This is a genomic window from Peribacillus sp. S4, assembly GCF_046715815.1.
GTDB lineage: Bacteria > Bacillota > Bacilli > Bacillales > DSM-1321 > Peribacillus > Peribacillus frigoritolerans.
This window is the reverse complement of sequence record NZ_CP175708.1, coordinates 3658227-3674811: the sequence shown is the minus strand read 5'-3', so window position 1 is coordinate 3674811 and position 16585 is coordinate 3658227. Positions and strand designations below refer to the sequence as shown.

At 42.5% G+C, this 16585-nt stretch carries 15 protein-coding genes; 11 read left to right on the top strand and 4 right to left on the bottom strand.

Features of this window, described 5'->3' with window-relative positions:
- Positions 1-220: 220 nt before the first annotated feature.
- Genes gcvT through gcvPB form a run of 3 tightly spaced genes read left to right on the top strand, consistent with a single transcriptional unit; the run spans position 221 to position 4141 of the window.
- Positions 221-1327 carry a glycine cleavage system aminomethyltransferase GcvT gene (gene gcvT / locus ACJ9PY_RS17405; RefSeq protein WP_411738634.1) on the top strand — a complete coding sequence of 369 codons (1107 nt, stop codon included), beginning with the start codon at positions 221-223 and terminating at the stop codon, positions 1325-1327.
- A 17-nt stretch (positions 1328-1344) separates the two neighbouring features.
- Positions 1345-2691 (top strand): aminomethyl-transferring glycine dehydrogenase subunit GcvPA, encoded by a 1347-nt coding sequence (gcvPA, locus tag ACJ9PY_RS17400; protein ID WP_187049738.1) that lies wholly within the window; start codon positions 1345-1347, stop codon positions 2689-2691.
- Positions 2684-4141 (top strand): aminomethyl-transferring glycine dehydrogenase subunit GcvPB, encoded by a 1458-nt coding sequence (gcvPB, locus tag ACJ9PY_RS17395; protein WP_057278806.1) that lies wholly within the window; start codon positions 2684-2686, stop codon positions 4139-4141. Before gcvPA ends, gcvPB begins: the two co-directional genes overlap by 8 nt.
- 138 nt (positions 4142-4279) lie before the next feature.
- Here the strand turns inward: gcvPB and ACJ9PY_RS17390 are convergent, their stop codons facing one another.
- Positions 4280-4663, bottom strand: coding sequence for a rhodanese-like domain-containing protein (locus tag ACJ9PY_RS17390; RefSeq protein WP_034308355.1), 384 nt, complete (start codon positions 4661-4663; stop codon positions 4280-4282).
- Positions 4664-4864: 201 nt separating this feature from the next.
- On the opposite strand from ACJ9PY_RS17390, the gene ACJ9PY_RS17385 reads away from it, so the two are divergent.
- Together ACJ9PY_RS17385 and ACJ9PY_RS17380 are read left to right on the top strand one after the other, a co-directional pair.
- Positions 4865-5701 carry a biotin/lipoate A/B protein ligase family protein gene (locus ACJ9PY_RS17385; RefSeq protein WP_048688324.1) on the top strand — a complete coding sequence of 279 codons (837 nt, stop codon included), beginning with the start codon at positions 4865-4867 and terminating at the stop codon, positions 5699-5701.
- A gap of 387 nt (positions 5702-6088) precedes the next feature.
- Entirely contained in the window at positions 6089-8659 is a 2571-nt protein-coding gene (locus ACJ9PY_RS17380) for a vitamin B12-dependent ribonucleotide reductase (protein WP_145504681.1), read from the top strand.
- Between the two features lie 138 nt (positions 8660-8797).
- Here the strand turns inward: ACJ9PY_RS17380 and ACJ9PY_RS17375 are convergent, their stop codons facing one another.
- Positions 8798-8983, bottom strand: coding sequence for a hypothetical protein (locus ACJ9PY_RS17375; RefSeq protein WP_048688331.1), 186 nt, complete (start codon positions 8981-8983; stop codon positions 8798-8800).
- Between the two features lie 137 nt (positions 8984-9120).
- On the opposite strand from ACJ9PY_RS17375, the gene splB reads away from it, so the two are divergent.
- Together splB and ACJ9PY_RS17365 are read left to right on the top strand one after the other, a co-directional pair.
- Positions 9121-10146 (top strand): spore photoproduct lyase, encoded by a 1026-nt coding sequence (gene splB, locus ACJ9PY_RS17370; protein ID WP_057278804.1) that lies wholly within the window; start codon positions 9121-9123, stop codon positions 10144-10146.
- Positions 10147-10231: 85 nt separating this feature from the next.
- Positions 10232-11113: a patatin-like phospholipase family protein gene (locus ACJ9PY_RS17365; protein WP_411738633.1), complete on the top strand. Its 882-nt coding sequence runs from the start codon at positions 10232-10234 to the stop codon at positions 11111-11113.
- A gap of 22 nt (positions 11114-11135) precedes the next feature.
- On the opposite strand, the gene ACJ9PY_RS17360 is transcribed toward ACJ9PY_RS17365, so the two are convergent.
- A complete protein-coding gene (locus ACJ9PY_RS17360) occupies positions 11136-11510 on the bottom strand; it encodes an SA1362 family protein (RefSeq protein ID WP_048677789.1) in 375 nt (124 codons plus the stop codon).
- Positions 11511-11647: 137 nt separating this feature from the next.
- Positions 11648-12604, bottom strand: a complete 957-nt coding sequence (locus tag ACJ9PY_RS17355; RefSeq protein WP_283928864.1) for a DUF1385 domain-containing protein — start codon at positions 12602-12604, stop codon at positions 11648-11650.
- A 334-nt stretch (positions 12605-12938) separates the two neighbouring features.
- Here ACJ9PY_RS17355 and ACJ9PY_RS17350 point away from each other — a divergent pair, with 334 nt between their 5' ends.
- The 4 genes from ACJ9PY_RS17350 to efp all read left to right on the top strand — a co-directional run bounded on the left by ACJ9PY_RS17350 (position 12939) and on the right by efp (position 15636).
- Entirely contained in the window at positions 12939-13451 is a 513-nt protein-coding gene (locus ACJ9PY_RS17350; RefSeq protein ID WP_057278801.1) for a YqhR family membrane protein, read from the top strand.
- A 93-nt stretch (positions 13452-13544) separates the two neighbouring features.
- Complete coding sequence (aroQ, locus tag ACJ9PY_RS17345; protein ID WP_048677783.1) at positions 13545-13994, top strand: type II 3-dehydroquinate dehydratase; 450 nt, start codon at positions 13545-13547, stop codon at positions 13992-13994.
- Positions 13991-15052: a M24 family metallopeptidase gene (locus ACJ9PY_RS17340; RefSeq protein ID WP_057278800.1), complete on the top strand. Its 1062-nt coding sequence runs from the start codon at positions 13991-13993 to the stop codon at positions 15050-15052. Before aroQ ends, ACJ9PY_RS17340 begins: the two co-directional genes overlap by 4 nt.
- Before the next feature lie 26 nt (positions 15053-15078).
- Positions 15079-15636: an elongation factor P gene (gene efp / locus ACJ9PY_RS17335; RefSeq protein WP_034308328.1), complete on the top strand. Its 558-nt coding sequence runs from the start codon at positions 15079-15081 to the stop codon at positions 15634-15636.
- Positions 15637-16585 lie beyond the last annotated feature (949 nt).

Here is a 16585-nt window from a genome sequence, read left to right as displayed (position 1 = left end):
GGAGAGCGCCGCCCGTTATGGGACGGCCACCAAAGGGGAAAACCTATTACATAGGTAAACTTTCAGGTTTCAGGACAGAGAAAAAGCTCAAACGGGCTTTCTCTGTCCTTTTTTGTGCTTTTTTCACATCATGAATCAGCTTGTATCTGATGTGTAATGACAAGAAGCTTTTGATAATGAAGCCAATTAATTTTTAAAAAAATCTGAAGGGGGTCATTTTTTGACCAATTTAAAAAGAACACCACTATTTGAGGTTTATCGTGAATACGGAGGTAAAACGATTGATTTTGGCGGCTGGGAACTTCCTGTCCAATTTTCGGGTATAAAGGATGAACATGAAGCCGTACGGACAAAAGCGGGGTTATTTGATGTTTCCCATATGGGGGAAGTCGATGTTAAGGGGCCTGGGAGCCTTTCCTTTTTACAGAAGATGCTGACAAATGATATATCAAAGCTGCAACAGGGCGGGGCCCAATATACCGCCATGTGTTATGAAAACGGAGGCACGGTTGATGATCTTATCGTGTATAAAAGGGCTGAGGAAGACTATCTGCTCGTGGTCAATGCAGCGAATACAGAAAAAGATTTCAATTGGCTGCAAGCTAATTTAACGGAAGATGCCCAAATTACGAATGTCTCAAGTGACTATACACAGCTGGCACTTCAAGGACCAGCTGCAGAGAAGATATTACAAAAACTATCGGGAAGTACTGACTTAAGTGAAATTGGATTTTTCAGGTTCAAGGATAATGTCATGATTAACGGTATCTCCACGCTGGTTTCCCGTACTGGATACACTGGTGAAGATGGTTTTGAAATATATAGCGACAGTAAAAATGGCCCTGCCCTTTGGAAGGCGATTATGGATGCCGGTAAGGAAGAGGGGGTTCAGCCGATTGGTTTAGGTGCTCGTGATACCCTGCGTTTTGAAGCGAAACTGCCGCTGTATGGGCAGGAGCTTTCAGCTGACATCACCCCGATAGAAGCCGGGATTGGTTTTGCAGTAAAAGTGGATAAGGAAGTTGATTTTTTCGGGAAAGCCGTTCTTGCTGAGCAAAAGGAGAAAGGGGCTCCCCGGAAGCTTGTGGGAATTGAAATGATTGACCGTGGCATTCCACGTCATGGGTATAAGGTATACAGCGGTGATGAAGTCATTGGCGTGGTCACGACTGGTACCCAATCGCCAACATTGAAGAAAAACGTTGGATTGGTACTTATCGATAAGGAATTTTCGGTGCTGGATGCGGAAGTCGAAGTGGAAATCCGTTCCAAACGTTTGAAAGCCGTTATAATACAAACACCTTTTTATAAAAAACCACGTAAATAGAGGGGAATGGTCATTAGATGAAACATCGTTATTTACCCATGACAGAGCAAGATAAACAAGAAATGCTGGAAGCGATAGGGGTATCCGCTGCTGAAGAACTTTTCAATGATATCCCTGAAAGCGTTCGTTTTCAAGGAGAATACGATATCAAGCCTGCTAAATCGGAACCTGCATTAATGAAAGAATTATCAAGGCTTGCTGCAAAGAATGCGGACCTTAAAAATTATGCTTCCTTCCTTGGTGCGGGTGTCTATGACCATTATGCGCCGGTCATCGTCGATCATGTTCTTTCCCGTTCTGAGTTTTATACGGCATATACACCGTATCAGCCTGAAATTTCACAGGGCGAGCTTCAAGCAATCTTTGAATATCAAACGATGATATGTGAATTGACGGGCATGGATGTGGCTAACTCCTCCATGTATGACGGCGGGACGGCGCTGGCTGAAGCAGCGATGCTTGCTTCAGGACAGACAAGGCGGAAGAGGATTCTCATTTCAGGAACCGTTCATCCTGAATCAAGAGAAGTTGTGAAGACATATGCAAAAGGGCAACGCGTGGAAGTGATCGAAATTCCTCATAAAGACGGTGTGACGGACTTAGCTGCTTTAAGGGAATTGGCGAATGATGACATTGCAGGAGTGATCGTGCAATACCCGAACTTTTTTGGCCGGATCGAGCCATTGAAAGAAATGGAAGAAATCATTCATGGCGTCAAGTCCATGTTTATCGTTTCCAGTAATCCGCTTGCATTGGGAGCTTTGACATCCCCTGGTGCACTCGGTGCAGATATCGTAACGGGGGATGCTCAGCCATTCGGCATTCCAGCGGCATTCGGTGGCCCTCATTGTGGATATTTTGCGGTTACTAATAAACTTGTACGGAAAGTTCCGGGCAGACTCGTCGGTCAAACGGTCGATGAGAATGGAAAAAGAGGGTTTGTCCTGACGCTTCAAGCTCGTGAACAGCACATTCGCCGTGACAAAGCCACATCCAACATTTGTTCCAATCAAGCTTTGAATGCCTTGGCCGCTTCTGTTGCAATGACCGCGCTTGGGAAAAAGGGTGTCAAAGAAATGGCCGTGCAAAATATTCAAAAAGCACATTATGCGAAAAAAGCAATTATGGCCAAAGGGGTGGAAGTGATATTCGACGGTCCTTCGTTTAATGAATTTGTCATTAAACTGCCTGCTCCGTTTTCAGAGGTCAATAAAAACCTTTTTGAAAAAGGGATGATCGGCGGCTTCGATTTAGGGACGGTTTATCCTGAATTGAAAGACCATATGCTGGTTGCGGTAACTGAACTAAGAACAAAAGAAGAAATTGATGCACTTGCGCAGGAATTGGGGGATCAACATGAATAATCAAGATCAATCACTCATTTTTGAAATCAGTACTTCCGGCCGGATCGGGTACAGTCTGCCAGAAATGGATGTTGCAACTATTCCGCTCGAAGAAATTCTTCCTGCCGACTACATCCGTGAAGAAGAGGCAAAGCTTCCTGAGGTGTCCGAACTGGATATCATGCGTCACTATACTGCACTTTCCAAACGGAATCATGGGGTGGATTCGGGTTTTTATCCGCTGGGTTCATGCACGATGAAATATAATCCGAAAATAAATGAAAATGTGGCACGTTTCAACGGTTTTGCCCATATCCATCCATATCAAGATCCCGCTACTGTACAAGGAGCATTGGGACTATTATTTGATTTGCAGGAACACTTAACGGAAATCACCGGGATGGACCAAGTGACATTACAGCCTGCAGCAGGTGCCCACGGTGAATGGACAGGATTGATGATGATTCGCGCTTTTCACGAAGCGAATGGCGATACAGAACGGACGAAAGTGATTGTACCTGATTCGGCCCATGGTACGAATCCTGCCTCTGCCACTGTTGCCGGACTAGAAACGATTACAGTGAAGTCCGATGAAAATGGGTTAGTCGACCTTGAAGATTTAAAACGTGTTGTCGGACCTGATACGGCGGCCTTGATGCTGACGAACCCCAATACATTGGGATTGTTTGAAGAAAATATTTTGGAAATGGCACAACTTGTCCATGACGCAGGTGGGAAGCTTTATTATGATGGAGCGAATCTGAATGCAGTCCTATCAAAAGCACGACCGGGTGACATGGGCTTTGATGTGGTTCATTTAAATCTCCATAAAACATTTACAGGCCCGCATGGAGGCGGCGGCCCGGGTTCTGGTCCTGTAGGTGTGAAGTCCGACTTGATTCCTTACTTGCCTAAACCTCTTATAGTCAAGCAAGGCGAGCAATTCGTCCTTGATTATGATCGTCCGCAATCCATTGGCAGGGTAAAACCTTATTATGGTAATTTCGGAATAAACGTGAGGGCATATACGTACATTCGTTCAATGGGTCCTGATGGCCTTAAAGCCGTCACAGAGAACGCGGTCATCAATGCCAATTATATGATGCGCAAGTTGGAACCTTATTTTGACTTACCATATAATCGTCATTGTAAGCATGAATTCGTATTAAGCGGACGCCGGCAAAAGAAATTGGGGGTAAGGACTCTCGATATAGCTAAAAGATTGCTGGATTTCGGGTATCATCCTCCAACCATTTACTTCCCGTTGAACGTGGAAGAAGGAATGATGATAGAACCGACTGAAACCGAGTCAAAAGAAACGCTGGATGCGTTCATCGATGCGATGATCCAGATTGCCAAGGAAGCGGAAGAAACTCCGGAAATCGTTCAGGAAGCTCCGCATACAACCGTTATAAAGCGGCTTGATGAAACTCTTGCTGCAAGAAAACCCATTTTGCGTTATCAAGCCTAGATTAGTAGCTTACACGAAAAAAATCCCTGCCTTCCGGCGGGGATTTTTCATGTTTATGTAAGATTCCATTAAAGTCCAACTGTTGACTTTCTTTTACTTGAGCTATGGAATTAAAAAGAGCCCATGCCGAGATGGGTCTTATTTCTTTGCTTTGATTTTCCCGGTCCACATCTTGAAACCGCCCTTTAAGTGAAAAAGTTCCCTGTAGCCCTTTTTGTATAGCATGGCTGCAGCTCTGCCGCTGATGATTTCGCTTTGAGCGTACAAATATACAGGCTTGTCCGGCCTAATTTCGACCAAGCGGGTTTTCATTTGAGTCATAGGGATGTTTCTTGCGCCTAAGATATGACCATTTTCGAAATCATTCGGTTCCCGCACATCAATTAGCTGCACTTTTCTGTAGTTGGCGATAAATTCGTCCTGTGTTAGTGTTTTAACGATTTTACGCTGGCGGTACCAATTAAAAAGTGAATACGCAATAACCACTCCGAGGATGATGAGCAGTGTATATAATATTTCCAAACATAAAAACTCCCTTCTACCTTAACGAATACAGACAATCTTTATTATATAATTGCTTTACCCAATAATCAAAAAGAATTTTCATCAAATTCTTCATGACTTGATAGCACTTTCTTTTTTAGAGTGTTAAAGTCTGTTAAACTACTACATGTGAGTTTTTTGTGGGGGATTGAAAAACGTCTATCGAAACGAGGGGTAAGGATGACTAAAGAAAAATGGGGTTTTATAGATTCGGGGTATTGTTCACCGGCTTTTAATATGGCGCTGGACGAAGCCCTGTTAAACTGGCAAAGCAAAGGGGAAATTCCGCCGATCATACGCTTTTACGGCTGGGATCCAGCGACATTGTCGATCGGTTATTTTCAAAAGGCAGAAGCGGAGATTGATCTGGAAGAGGTCAAAAGGCAGGGCCTTGGTTTTGTTCGCAGGCCGACAGGAGGACGAGCGGTACTGCACGAACATGAATTGACTTATAGTGTAATCGTTCCAGAATCCTATCCGGGAATGCCAACAACCGTTACTGAAGCTTATCGTGTCATTTCTGAAGGAATATTGATGGGGTTCAGGAATCTTGGATTGGATGCTTATTTTGCCGTGCCTCGAAGCGAACAGGAAAAAGCGGCTTTAAAATCGCCCAGGTCTTCCGTCTGCTTTGATGCACCTAGCTGGTATGAACTGGTCGTTGAGGGCAGGAAGGTCGCTGGCAGCGCTCAAACCAGGCAAAAAGGCGTCATCCTTCAGCACGGGTCCATTTTGCTTGAGCTTGATGATGATAAGCTCTTTAGCGTATTTAAATTCTCAAATGACAGGGTTAAAGAGAGAATGCAAAAAAACTTAAAAAACAAAGCTGTGGCCATGAATGACATTGCCGGGAGAAAGATAACCATCCCTGAAGCGAAAGAAGCTTTCGAAAAAGGTTTTGCCGAAGGACTTTCGGTCGATTTAGAGCCATATGTCCTCACCGAAAAGCAATTGCTGGAAGTGAAGGCAATTGCAGAAAGCAAATATGAAAGCGATGAATGGAATTTCATGAGATAGAGGAAGCATAATTAGAGTGGATAATAAAAAGTTTTTTCAGATTTGTTTGACCGAATAACACATCCCTTGCAGGGATAAGCCCTAAAAGGGATGGGGAAAAAGCAAGGTCCAAATTAATTGAAATCTGATGAAAAATTATTATAAATCGACATTTTCCTCCCTTTTGCTAACTATATTAATTGATTTAACGTTTGACAAAATTAAAAGTTATTCAAAACAAACACAATATATAGTAGTTGAAATATTTAATGCGACACTATATGTTGATTTTTGAGTTTCGCTATGATAAATTTAGGGTACTTGTTAAGCGAAACGGACATGTAAGGCTACATAAGGATTTTTGCGGCAGCAAGAACGGATCATGAAACATATAAAGGAGAGGGAATTATGTCGGTTGTAATAAAAGAAGCTTTAAAGGTTGATCTAGAAAGGTTGAATAAGGATATTTCTTTATTTCCCCAGGTTCACCCTGTAACTGCTGATATGAAAATGGCGCATAAGGGAGTGTCCCGTCTAGTCATGCTTGACCGCTATTCTTTTAAGGATACTGAAAAAATCACACTCTCGGCAGGCGATTTCGTCGTGTTGACGATTAAGGAAGATCCGAAATTCCCAGCAAGGGGTCTCGGTTACATCGTTGAAATTGATTGGGAAACCAAAAAAGCCAAGGTATTGGTGGATGAAGAATTCCGTGGCGTATTGGATAATCCGGAAGAAGTTGAGACGGGAATTGTAAACCGTCCGTTGGATATAATCGAAAAGCCTCTTGAAATATACTATGAACAAATTGCGAAACGTAATGCAACGGGATTGGCATCAGTGGAAACCACGGAAGAAAAAAGAACGGAATGGTTCAATAAATTCTATGAAGAATTAAAGAACCTTAATTTCGTCCCGGCAGGCCGAGTATTATACGGTGCAGGTTCCAATACGGATGTTACTTATTTCAACTGCTATGTAATGCCATTCGTACCGGATTCACGTGAAGGTATTTCAGAACATAGGAAACAAGTGATGGAAATCATGAGCCGCGGCGGCGGAGTGGGTACGAACGGATCGACACTGCGTCCAAGAAACACTCTGGCAAAAGGGGTGAATGGAAAATCCTCGGGTTCAGTGTCATGGCTTGACGATATTGCAAAACTGACGCATCTTGTTGAACAGGGCGGCAGCAGACGAGGCGCGCAAATGATCATGCTTGCTGATTGGCATCCCGATATTGCAGAGTTCATCATTTCCAAAATGCAAAATCCAAGGATTTTGCGTTACCTAGTGGAAAACACCAAAGATGAAGCCATCAAGAAATATGCCACGGATAAATTGAAATTCACGCCGCACACGGAACAGGAAACGGCTATGTATCAAGGGATCATCAATTATAAGGAGATTCCTGGCCAAGGCGGGTTCAGCGAGAAAATCATTAGGGATGCAGAGGAAAAGATCCGTACAGGCGGAACATACAGTGTCCATAATTCGGATTTCTTGACTGGAGCCAATATCTCCATTTGCCTGACCAAGGAATTTATGGAAGCGGCTGAACAAGATGCGGAATATGAATTGCGTTTTCCTGATGTTGAAAGCTATAATGCCGAAGAAATGGCCATTTACAATAAAGAATGGCATAATGTCGGCGATGTTCGCGAATGGGAGAAAATGGGTCATAAAGTCCGTGTTTACCGTAAAATCCGGGCTAAAGAGCTTTGGAACTTAATAAACATTTGTGCAACATATTCTGCTGAACCAGGTATTTTCTTTATCGATAATGCAAATGAAATGACGAATGCCAAAGCATACGGTCAACAGGTTGTAGCCACGAACCCTTGTGGAGAACAGCCATTGGCTCCATATTCAGTATGTAACCTTGCTGCTGTCAATCTGGCTGAAATGGCTGATAAAGAAAGCAAAACGGTTAATTTCGAGAAACTTAAGCAGACAGTTGAAGTCGGTGTGCGCATGCAGGACAATGTCATTGACGCAACTCCTTATTTCTTGGATGAAAACAAAAAACAGGCACTGGGCGAGCGACGGGTTGGACTAGGTGTAATGGGTCTGCATGACCTGTTGATCTACTGTGAAACGGAATATGGCTCTGAAGAAGGAAATATCCTGGTTGACAAGGTGTTTGAAACGATTGCGACCACAGCTTACAGGGCTTCGGTGGAACTTGCTAAAGAAAAAGGCAGTTTCCCGTTCCTGATCGGGTCAACGGACAAAGAAACCAATGAGCTTAGAACACGTTTCACACAAACCGGATTTATGGAAAAAATGCCGGAAGATATCAGGGAAAGTGTTGCTGCACATGGTATCCGTAACTCTCATTTATTGACAGTGGCTCCTACGGGAAGTACAGGAACGATGGTTGGGGTATCAACAGGTCTTGAACCATATTTCTCCTTCACGTATTTCCGCAGCGGCCGTCTTGGTAAATTCATTGAAGTTAAGGCTGACATTGTACAGGAATACTTGGATCGCCATCCAGAAGCCGATACAGAAGAGCTTCCAAAATGGTTCATTTCCGCTATGGAATTAGCTCCAGAAGCACATGCTGATGTTCAATGCATCATTCAACGCTGGATTGACAGCTCGATCAGCAAGACGGTCAATGCCCCAAAAGGATATACTGTCGAACAAGTTGAAAAGGTATATGAACGTCTATACAAAGGCGGAGCAAAAGGCGGAACGGTATATGTGGATGGCAGCCGTGACAGTCAGGTCCTTACGCTCAAAGCGGAAGAAAACCAAATGGACGAGCAGCTTGAAATGGATGAATTGACAAATGTGGAAGAAAAGAAAAAAGTTGTATTGGTCGATACGATAAATGAGCTGCGTTCGACGAATGTTACAATTGGTTCGGAAGTGGGTAACACTTGCCCCGTATGCCGTAAGGGTGAAGTTCAGGAAATGGGCGGATGCAATACGTGCACGAATTGCGGAGCGCAATTGAAATGCGGGCTATAAGCTGATGCAAAGGAAGTCGTTAAGTATGCTGCAAAGCTATCTTAACGGCTTTTTTTAGAGTCATTAATCCAGGGCAGTGATATATACCAATAGGTGAAGACCGAATAATCGTAAATTCGGTCTTCTTTTCACGTTCAATCAACCATTTTCATTTTGCTGCCCTATTTCCTTTTCGGCTAGATATTGGTTGCCATCTTTCAATACTGAAAATTCATCGACAGAGTCTCCCGGTATATTCCTTGGATTTGGAAATTTATTATCTGTTTGAACGGTGATCGTTTGTTTTCCCATTCCATTTGTCAAGAAGTCTCGTTTATTAGCCATATCGCATCTCCTTCATTTTGAATTTCCAAGTAAAAACAATCATGAGGATAAAAGAATAAAGAAAAACTATCCTTATCAATTAGATTGTGTAGTTCGATTGAAAGTATGAACAAATCGAAAAAAGAATGGAGATCGAAATGAAACCATTTATGCCACAGTTAGTATATATCGAGCCAAGGGCATTGGAATACCCGCTTGGCCGGGAATTGAAGAAGAAATTCGAAGATTTGAACATTGAAATCCGTGAGACCACATCGCATAACCAAATTAGGGATCTTCCTGGAGAAAATGATCTGCAAAAATATCGTGTCGCCAAATCGACACTCGTGATAGGAATCAGAAAAACATTGAAATTCGATTCTTCAAAGCCATCTGCTGAATATGCCATCCCTCTTGCTACAGGGTGCATGGGGCATTGTCACTATTGTTATTTACAGACGACACTCGGATCAAAGCCATATATTCGGACATATGTGAATCTTGACGAGATTTTCGAGGCAGCCGAAAAATATATAAATGAGAGAAAGCCTGAAATTACCCGTTTTGAGGCAGCCTGTACATCGGATATCGTCGGAATTGATCATTTGACACATTCATTAAAAAGGGCCATAGAGTATTTTGGGAAAAGTGAATATGGGGTTCTTAGGTTCGTCACTAAATTCCATCATGTCGATCATCTGTTGGATGCTGAACATAATGGAAAAACGAGATTTCGCTTCAGTATAAATTCACGTTATGTGATAAAAAATTTCGAACCCGGGACTTCGAGCTTCGAAGAAAGGATGGAAGCGGCACGTAAAGTGGCAGGTGCCGGATATCCCCTGGGTTTTATCGTAGCTCCAATATACCGTCATGAAGCATGGAAGGAGGGCTACCATGAATTATTCGAACGGTTGAGTGAGGCCTTAAAAGGGGTGGATATCCCTGACTTGACTTTCGAATTAATCCAGCATCGGTTCACTGGTCCAGCAAAAAAAGTGATTCAAAAAAACTATCCGAAAACAAAATTGGAACTGGACGAAACGAAGCGTAAATATAAATGGGGCCGATATGGAATTGGTAAATATGTTTATCAAAACGAGGAAGCGGCAGAACTGGAAACGACCATTCGTGGGTATATAGCGGAATTTTTCCCGAAAGCGGAAATTCAGTATTTTACCTGAATCAAGGCAATTTTCTTTTTGAAACTGTCATAAATCGCTCTAATCCTGCTTAGAAATGTAAAGACCGGATTAGGGGAGGGCAGCTATGATTATTGACGGCGTTTTTTCCGGAGGCGGGATTAAAGGCTATGGTTTAGTGGGAGCCCTGCAGGAATTAGAAGAAAAGGGATTTGAATTCCATCGAACAGCAGGGACGAGTGCAGGATCCATAATTGCAGCATTCGTAGCGGCTGGGTACACGGGAAAAGAAATGGAAAAGCTTTTTCTTGATATAGATTTAAGCGGCCTGCTGGATAAAAGGCGTGGTCTTTTGCCTATCCCATTTGCCAAATGGCTTCTTTTATACTGGAAACTGGGCCTTTATAAAGGCAACGCCTTGGAAACATGGGTCGCCGGTAAACTTGCCGAAAGGAATGTAGTTACCTTTAAGGATGTTCGGCCGAAATCACTCCGTATCATAACCTCTGACATTTCAAATGGGAAATTGGTCGTACTGCCTGATGATTTGCCTAATTATGGAATAGACCCAAGCGCTTTTCCAGTGGCAAAGGCAGTAAGAATGAGTTGCAGCATTCCGTATTTCTTTGAGCCAGTCAAACTTAATGTCGGAAAAAGCAAGTTCCTTTTTGTTGATGGAGGTGTGTTAAGCAATTTTCCAATGTGGTTATTCAATTCAGATCATGTTAGAAAGGAGAGACCGGTCATTGGCTTGCGGTTAAGCGTCGATGAGATATGGAAACCGCATGAGGTGGATAATGCGGTCGAATTGTTCTCCGCACTATTCAAAACGATGAAAGATGCCCATGATGCTAGGTATATTTCCAAGAAACACGTCCATAATATTGTATTCATCCCGATGAAGGGAATTTCTGCAATGGATTTTAATCTGAATGATGAAAAAAAGGGTGAATTGATCGATAAAGGCAGGCAATGTACGAAAGAATTCCTTAAAAAATGGACTTATTGATAATAAATAAAAAATCGGGCTCTTAAAAAGAAGCCCGATTTTTCTTTTTATTCTTTTTCCCTTCGATGACGGTTAAGTGACTATCCGTTTTCTTTCTCCATTTTATTTTCTTTGATGATTTTGCTGCAGAGAAGCTAGCCACATTATCTTTTTTCGAAGTTCGGTTTTTTAGCCTTTTTTTCGATTGGCGGGCAGCCTTTCGGAATGCTTGCTGCTCTTTCTTAACTGGTTTTCCCTTTGTTAATCCGGTATAAATCATATAAATAATCCCTGCGACAATGGCTATTATGAGAATGTTTCTAAAAAAGCCAATCGGGTCATTAAATAGTCGGCTCAATAGTCCGAGGACTCCGAGGGCGATGATTCCGTATATCATGAAAGATATGAAACGTTTCAACAAAGACACCTCCTTAAGAGCATCATAAGCATTTTTAGCTTATTTTAAACATTCTAATTGTGAAATATTTGAAAAAAATGAAGATCATTCATTTAGTTAGTATATGATTTTTCATCATCAAAATGTGTATAGATGTTTTACACAATTACATCCGAATCTAAACCTTTTTCGGTCTCTTTTTCCATCCTCAACAGTTCTTGGAAGGATGCCAATGCGACTTCGACTTGATCATCGGTAGGGGCTTTGGTTGTCAATAACTGAAGCCAAAGGCCGGGATAGCCAAGGTAACGCAGGATGGGAGTGTCCCTTACTTTGTTAGTCAACTGCAAGACTTCGAATGCTATGCCGAGCACGACGGGGATAAGCAAAATGCGATTGACGACACGAACCCATAGCGGATCTATTGGTACAAGAAGATAGACAAACATCCCTACAATGACAGTAAATAAAATAAAACTGCTGCCACAGCGATAATGAAGGCGGGAACTTGCCTGCACATTTGCAACCGTCAATTCTTTTCCGCTTTCAAAGCAATTGATCACCTTATGCTCTGCTCCGTGATACTGAAAGACCCGCTTGATCAATGGCGTCAAGGAAACTACATAAATATATACGAGCAGTAAGATCAGCTTGAACAAGCTTTCCACTAATACCTGAGCCGTATGGCCACTGAAAATGGGTTCTGTCAATTTTGCGAGGAAGACAGGAATCAAGGTGAAAAGCAATTTCCCAAATAGGAAGGAGATCACACCGATCACGGCAACACCTAGCCAAAGACTTAATTTAGAGGGGTCTTTCGTCTCTTTTTTCGTTTCGACCTGTTTTTCCCCGTCTTCTTCTTCTTCATACTGTTCAGTTGAAAAGTTAAGATGTTTCGAACCGGTGGCACTTGACTGAATCAGTGATACGATACCCCGTAGAAACGGTATTTTTTTTAAGCGGTTTACAACAGGTTTCGATTCACGCGGCAGATGATAATATACAATCGTCGAATCTTTGCGGCGTACCGCAGTGACTGTGTGATGTTTGCCACCGAACATGACGCCTTCCACTACAGCCTGCCCTCCATAAACGGGTTTTTGAACCTCAGACATTTCTACACCAACCTAATAGTTATTCACGTAGCTCTCTCATGGGTGCTAACATGTGTATTATCAAGCATCACAAGGGTTTAAGGCGGTCCTCCAAAATGGAATGGAAGCTTTTTCCCCTGCAATTGCTTTTTGAATGTTGAATCACAGGAAGGTATTATCCTGTGTACATTATAAATTTCAACAGAGGAAGGGGATTTTCCTCTGAAAAAAGCAGATTATTTATGATTTAATCATACAGAATTAATCACAAAACCTCTAGTGATTCTCCTCCCCAATAATAAAAAAAAATAGTTCTATTTAACAAAGGGCATACTACGTAGCGGAGGTGTTTGATATGTCTTCTAATGAAAATGGACAAATTCAACAGGAATATCAAAGCATGTTAATCTACAATGTACTTGCTGTCGGTTTTGTTGGGGGGGCTTTAGCCAGTTTTATCGGAATCCTAGCCCATTATGTTAACTTTATGGATTTTAGCCCAAAATTCATATTGACTTCGTGGTCAAATATGACCTGGATCGATCATTGGCTCGGTACGGTAATGACCATGATTTTATTCGGAATTCTATCCGTGGGGATCGCTTTTATATACTATAGTCTCTTTAAAAGGATGAAGAGTATTTTTCCGGGTATTTTTTTGGGGGTGGTCTGCTGGGCTTTACTTGTATTTGTCCTGAAACCGATGTTCATCGATTTGCCAACCTTTTATAAAATGTCAGCAAATACGGTTATAACAAGTGTATGCATTTTTATTATATACGGTCTTTTTGTAGGGTTTTCTATATCATATGATCATCAGGAATATATACGCCATAAAAACAAGGCCGAGAAGCAATCGGAAAGCTGATTGCTCTTGGTTGTAAAAAAGTAGTAAGACAATTTGGAATTATGATAGAATGTTCATGGAAAGCATTCTTTTAACATGAGCAGGTGTTTGATGATGACAAAAATCTTACTAATCAATGGTCCGAATTTAAATCGCTTGGGGAAGCGGGAACCTGCGCATTATGGATCCTCGACGCTTGCGGATGTGGAAGCGCAATTAATGCTGCAAGCACAAGGGTTAAATGTGGAATTAACCTCTTTTCAAACTAACCATGAAGGAGCGATTATCGACAAGCTCCATTGGTCAGAGGATCATGGGATCGACGGGATTATCATTAATCCTGGGGCTTTTACTCATTATAGTTATGCGATTCGTGATGCAATAGCCGGAATTGATGTTCCAGTGGTGGAAGTGCATATTTCGAACATACATGCCCGTGAAAGCTTTCGACATGAATCAGTGACCGCTGCGGTATCGGCGGGACAGATTGTCGGCTTGGGGATACACGGTTATGAATTGGCGTTGCAGGCGATCACAAAGATTGCAAAGGGGGAAATTAAATGAATAAACTAATGCACTTAAGAGCCTCGATGGAAAAGGTGGGCATTGATGGTTTTTTGATCACCAGTACATATAACCGCCGATACATGACCAACTTCACGGGAAGTGCAGGCGTTGTCCTCATTTCCCAAAAAGAAGCTAAATTCATCACTGATTTCAGATACGTGGAACAAGCGGGCAAGCAGGCACCGGACTATGAAGTCGTTCAACACAAAGGAACCATCATGGAAGAAGTCGGCAAGCAGGCTAAAGCGATGAATATCGGCAAGCTGGGTTTTGAGCAAGAGCACCTGACTTATGCTACATATAAAGCTTATGAAGCGGCCATTGATGGCCAACTTTTGCCGGTGTCTGGGGTTATTGAGAATTTACGCTTGATAAAGACTTCGTCAGAGATTAAGATATTAAAGGAAGCGGCTGCTATTGCTGATGCTGCGTTTACGCATATTCTGGATTTCCTGCGTCCAGGGATTACGGAACTGGATGTATCCAATGAACTTGAATTCTTTATGAGGAAACAAGGGGCAACTTCTTCTTCCTTCGATATTATAGTAGCATCCGGCATAAGGTCCGCACTTCCGCATGGAGTGGCTACTGATAAAATCATCGAAAAAGGCGATTTTGTCACATTGGATTACGGGGCATATTATAACGGGTATGTGTCTGACATCACTCGGACATTAGCGGTTGGCAAGCCAAGTGAAGAACTTATTAATATTTATGACATTGTTTTAGAAGCTCAACTGAGAGGAATGGCTGGGATCAAACCCGGTATGACTGGCAGGGAAGCGGATGCACTAACTCGAAATCTAATTGAAGAAAAGGGATATGGGCAGTATTTTGGACATTCGACCGGACATGGAATCGGCCTTGAAGTTCATGAAGGTCCAGCATTATCCTTTAGGTCTGATATCATTTTAGAACCTGGTATGGCTGTAACCGTTGAACCGGGTATTTATTTACCGGGCGTAGGCGGAGTGCGGATTGAAGATGATACAATCGTTACAATTGACGGTAACGAAGCACTTACTCATTCAACTAAAGAGTTAATCATTCTGTAAACATGTACATGTAGGAGGACAAATTTATGATTTCTGTAAACGATTTTCGCACGGGTGTTACGATTGAAGTAGACAATGGAATTTGGCAGGTTATCGAGTTCCAACACGTTAAACCTGGTAAAGGTGCAGCTTTTGTACGTTCTAAACTTCGGAACCTTCGTACGGGTTCAATCCAGGAGAAAACATTCCGTGCTGGTGAAAAAGTTGCTAAAGCACATATCGAAAACCGCAAGATGCAGTACCTTTATGCAAGTGGAGACAGCCATGTATTCATGGATAACGAAACGTATGACCAAATCGAGCTGCCGGCTTCAAGCATTGAACGTGAACTTAAGTTCCTAAAGGAAAATATGGAAGTACATATCATGACTTTCCAAGCGGAAACTCTTGGTGTCGAACTTCCAAACACAGTGGAACTAGAAGTGGCGGAGACTGAGCCTGGAATTAAAGGCGATACATCTTCAGGCGGCACGAAATCAGCCGTACTTGAGACAGGCCTTTCGGTTCAAGTGCCATTTTTCATCAACCAAGGTGACAAACTATTGATCAATACAAATGAAGGTTCTTACGTATCACGTGCATAAATGAAAGAATGCCGAGATTAATATCTCGGCCTCAAATTGCAGACAAAAAGGTTTCGGAATGGTTTCATTCCGAAACCTTTTTGATTTTTTATGGGATTGGACTTCATGATGACGCAGATGATCTGCTTCTTCCGTATATTCCTGCCAATATGGAGTGCCACCACTTTCTGAAGGTCCTTACTTTCTGTACAACACTGTGATAAAGATGAACGAGTCCTGCACAAATGCAATTGGATGATTTGTACACACGATAGTCCTCTTTAATCTCCATTTTACAAGCTGGCACCAGTTGGTCTAAAGTAATCATTCATGCTGATCGAATCATGATCATGTTTAAAAAGCATCCTCATCTCCTCAAGTTCCCAGTCTGGAAGGTCCGTATGGTCTCATCCCAAACCATGATTTTATAAGAAGACTTGGTTACCCTTCATGTTTTACTTTTTTATGGAGTGGAACCCTCACTGGATTGAAGAAATCTGCGGCACTCCTGCCGAATAACTGGCTAGCCGAGACTCCACAGGCGCTTGCGCCGAGGAGGCTTGGCAGACAGTCGGCGGAAAGGGGGCGGATTTCTGAAATCAACTGCAACTTTTATTATGAAAAAACTGTAGGCTAGTCTCATCCCGAATATTCTTAAGACTAGATTATCCTTCATGTTTTTTTCCTATATCCTTAATCGATTGAAGAAATTTGCGACACTCCTGCCGAATAACTGGCTAGCCGAGACCCCACAGGCGCTTGCGCCGAGGAGGCTTGGCAGACAGTCGGCGGAAAGGGGGCGGATTTCTGAAATCAACTGCAACTTTTATTATGAAAAAACTGTAGGCTAGTCTCATCCCGAATATTCTTAAGACTAGATTATCCTTCATGTTTTTTTCCTATATCCTTAATCGATTGAAGAAATTTGCGACACTCCTGCCGAATAACTGGCTAGCCGAGACCCCACAGG

What these genes read in the sequence shown, in the direction of transcription:
- gcvPA (WP_187049738.1), top strand. Translation starts at nt 1,345, where the DNA reads ATGAAACATCGTTATTTACCCATGACAGAGCAAGATAAACAAGAAATG.
- gcvPB (WP_057278806.1), top strand. Translation starts at nt 2,684, where the DNA reads ATGAATAATCAAGATCAATCACTCATTTTTGAAATCAGTACTTCCGGC.
- ACJ9PY_RS17385 (WP_048688324.1), top strand. Translation starts at nt 4,865, where the DNA reads ATGACTAAAGAAAAATGGGGTTTTATAGATTCGGGGTATTGTTCACCG.
- ACJ9PY_RS17380 (WP_145504681.1), top strand. Translation starts at nt 6,089, where the DNA reads ATGTCGGTTGTAATAAAAGAAGCTTTAAAGGTTGATCTAGAAAGGTTG.
- ACJ9PY_RS17375 (WP_048688331.1), bottom strand. Translation starts at nt 8,983, where the DNA reads ATGGCTAATAAACGAGACTTCTTGACAAATGGAATGGGAAAACAAACG.
- splB (WP_057278804.1), top strand. Translation starts at nt 9,121, where the DNA reads ATGAAACCATTTATGCCACAGTTAGTATATATCGAGCCAAGGGCATTG.
- ACJ9PY_RS17365 (WP_411738633.1), top strand. Translation starts at nt 10,232, where the DNA reads ATGATTATTGACGGCGTTTTTTCCGGAGGCGGGATTAAAGGCTATGGT.
- ACJ9PY_RS17355 (WP_283928864.1), bottom strand. Translation starts at nt 12,604, where the DNA reads ATGTCTGAGGTTCAAAAACCCGTTTATGGAGGGCAGGCTGTAGTGGAA.
- ACJ9PY_RS17350 (WP_057278801.1), top strand. Translation starts at nt 12,939, where the DNA reads ATGTCTTCTAATGAAAATGGACAAATTCAACAGGAATATCAAAGCATG.
- aroQ (WP_048677783.1), top strand. Translation starts at nt 13,545, where the DNA reads ATGACAAAAATCTTACTAATCAATGGTCCGAATTTAAATCGCTTGGGG.
- ACJ9PY_RS17340 (WP_057278800.1), top strand. Translation starts at nt 13,991, where the DNA reads ATGAATAAACTAATGCACTTAAGAGCCTCGATGGAAAAGGTGGGCATT.
- efp (WP_034308328.1), top strand. Translation starts at nt 15,079, where the DNA reads ATGATTTCTGTAAACGATTTTCGCACGGGTGTTACGATTGAAGTAGAC.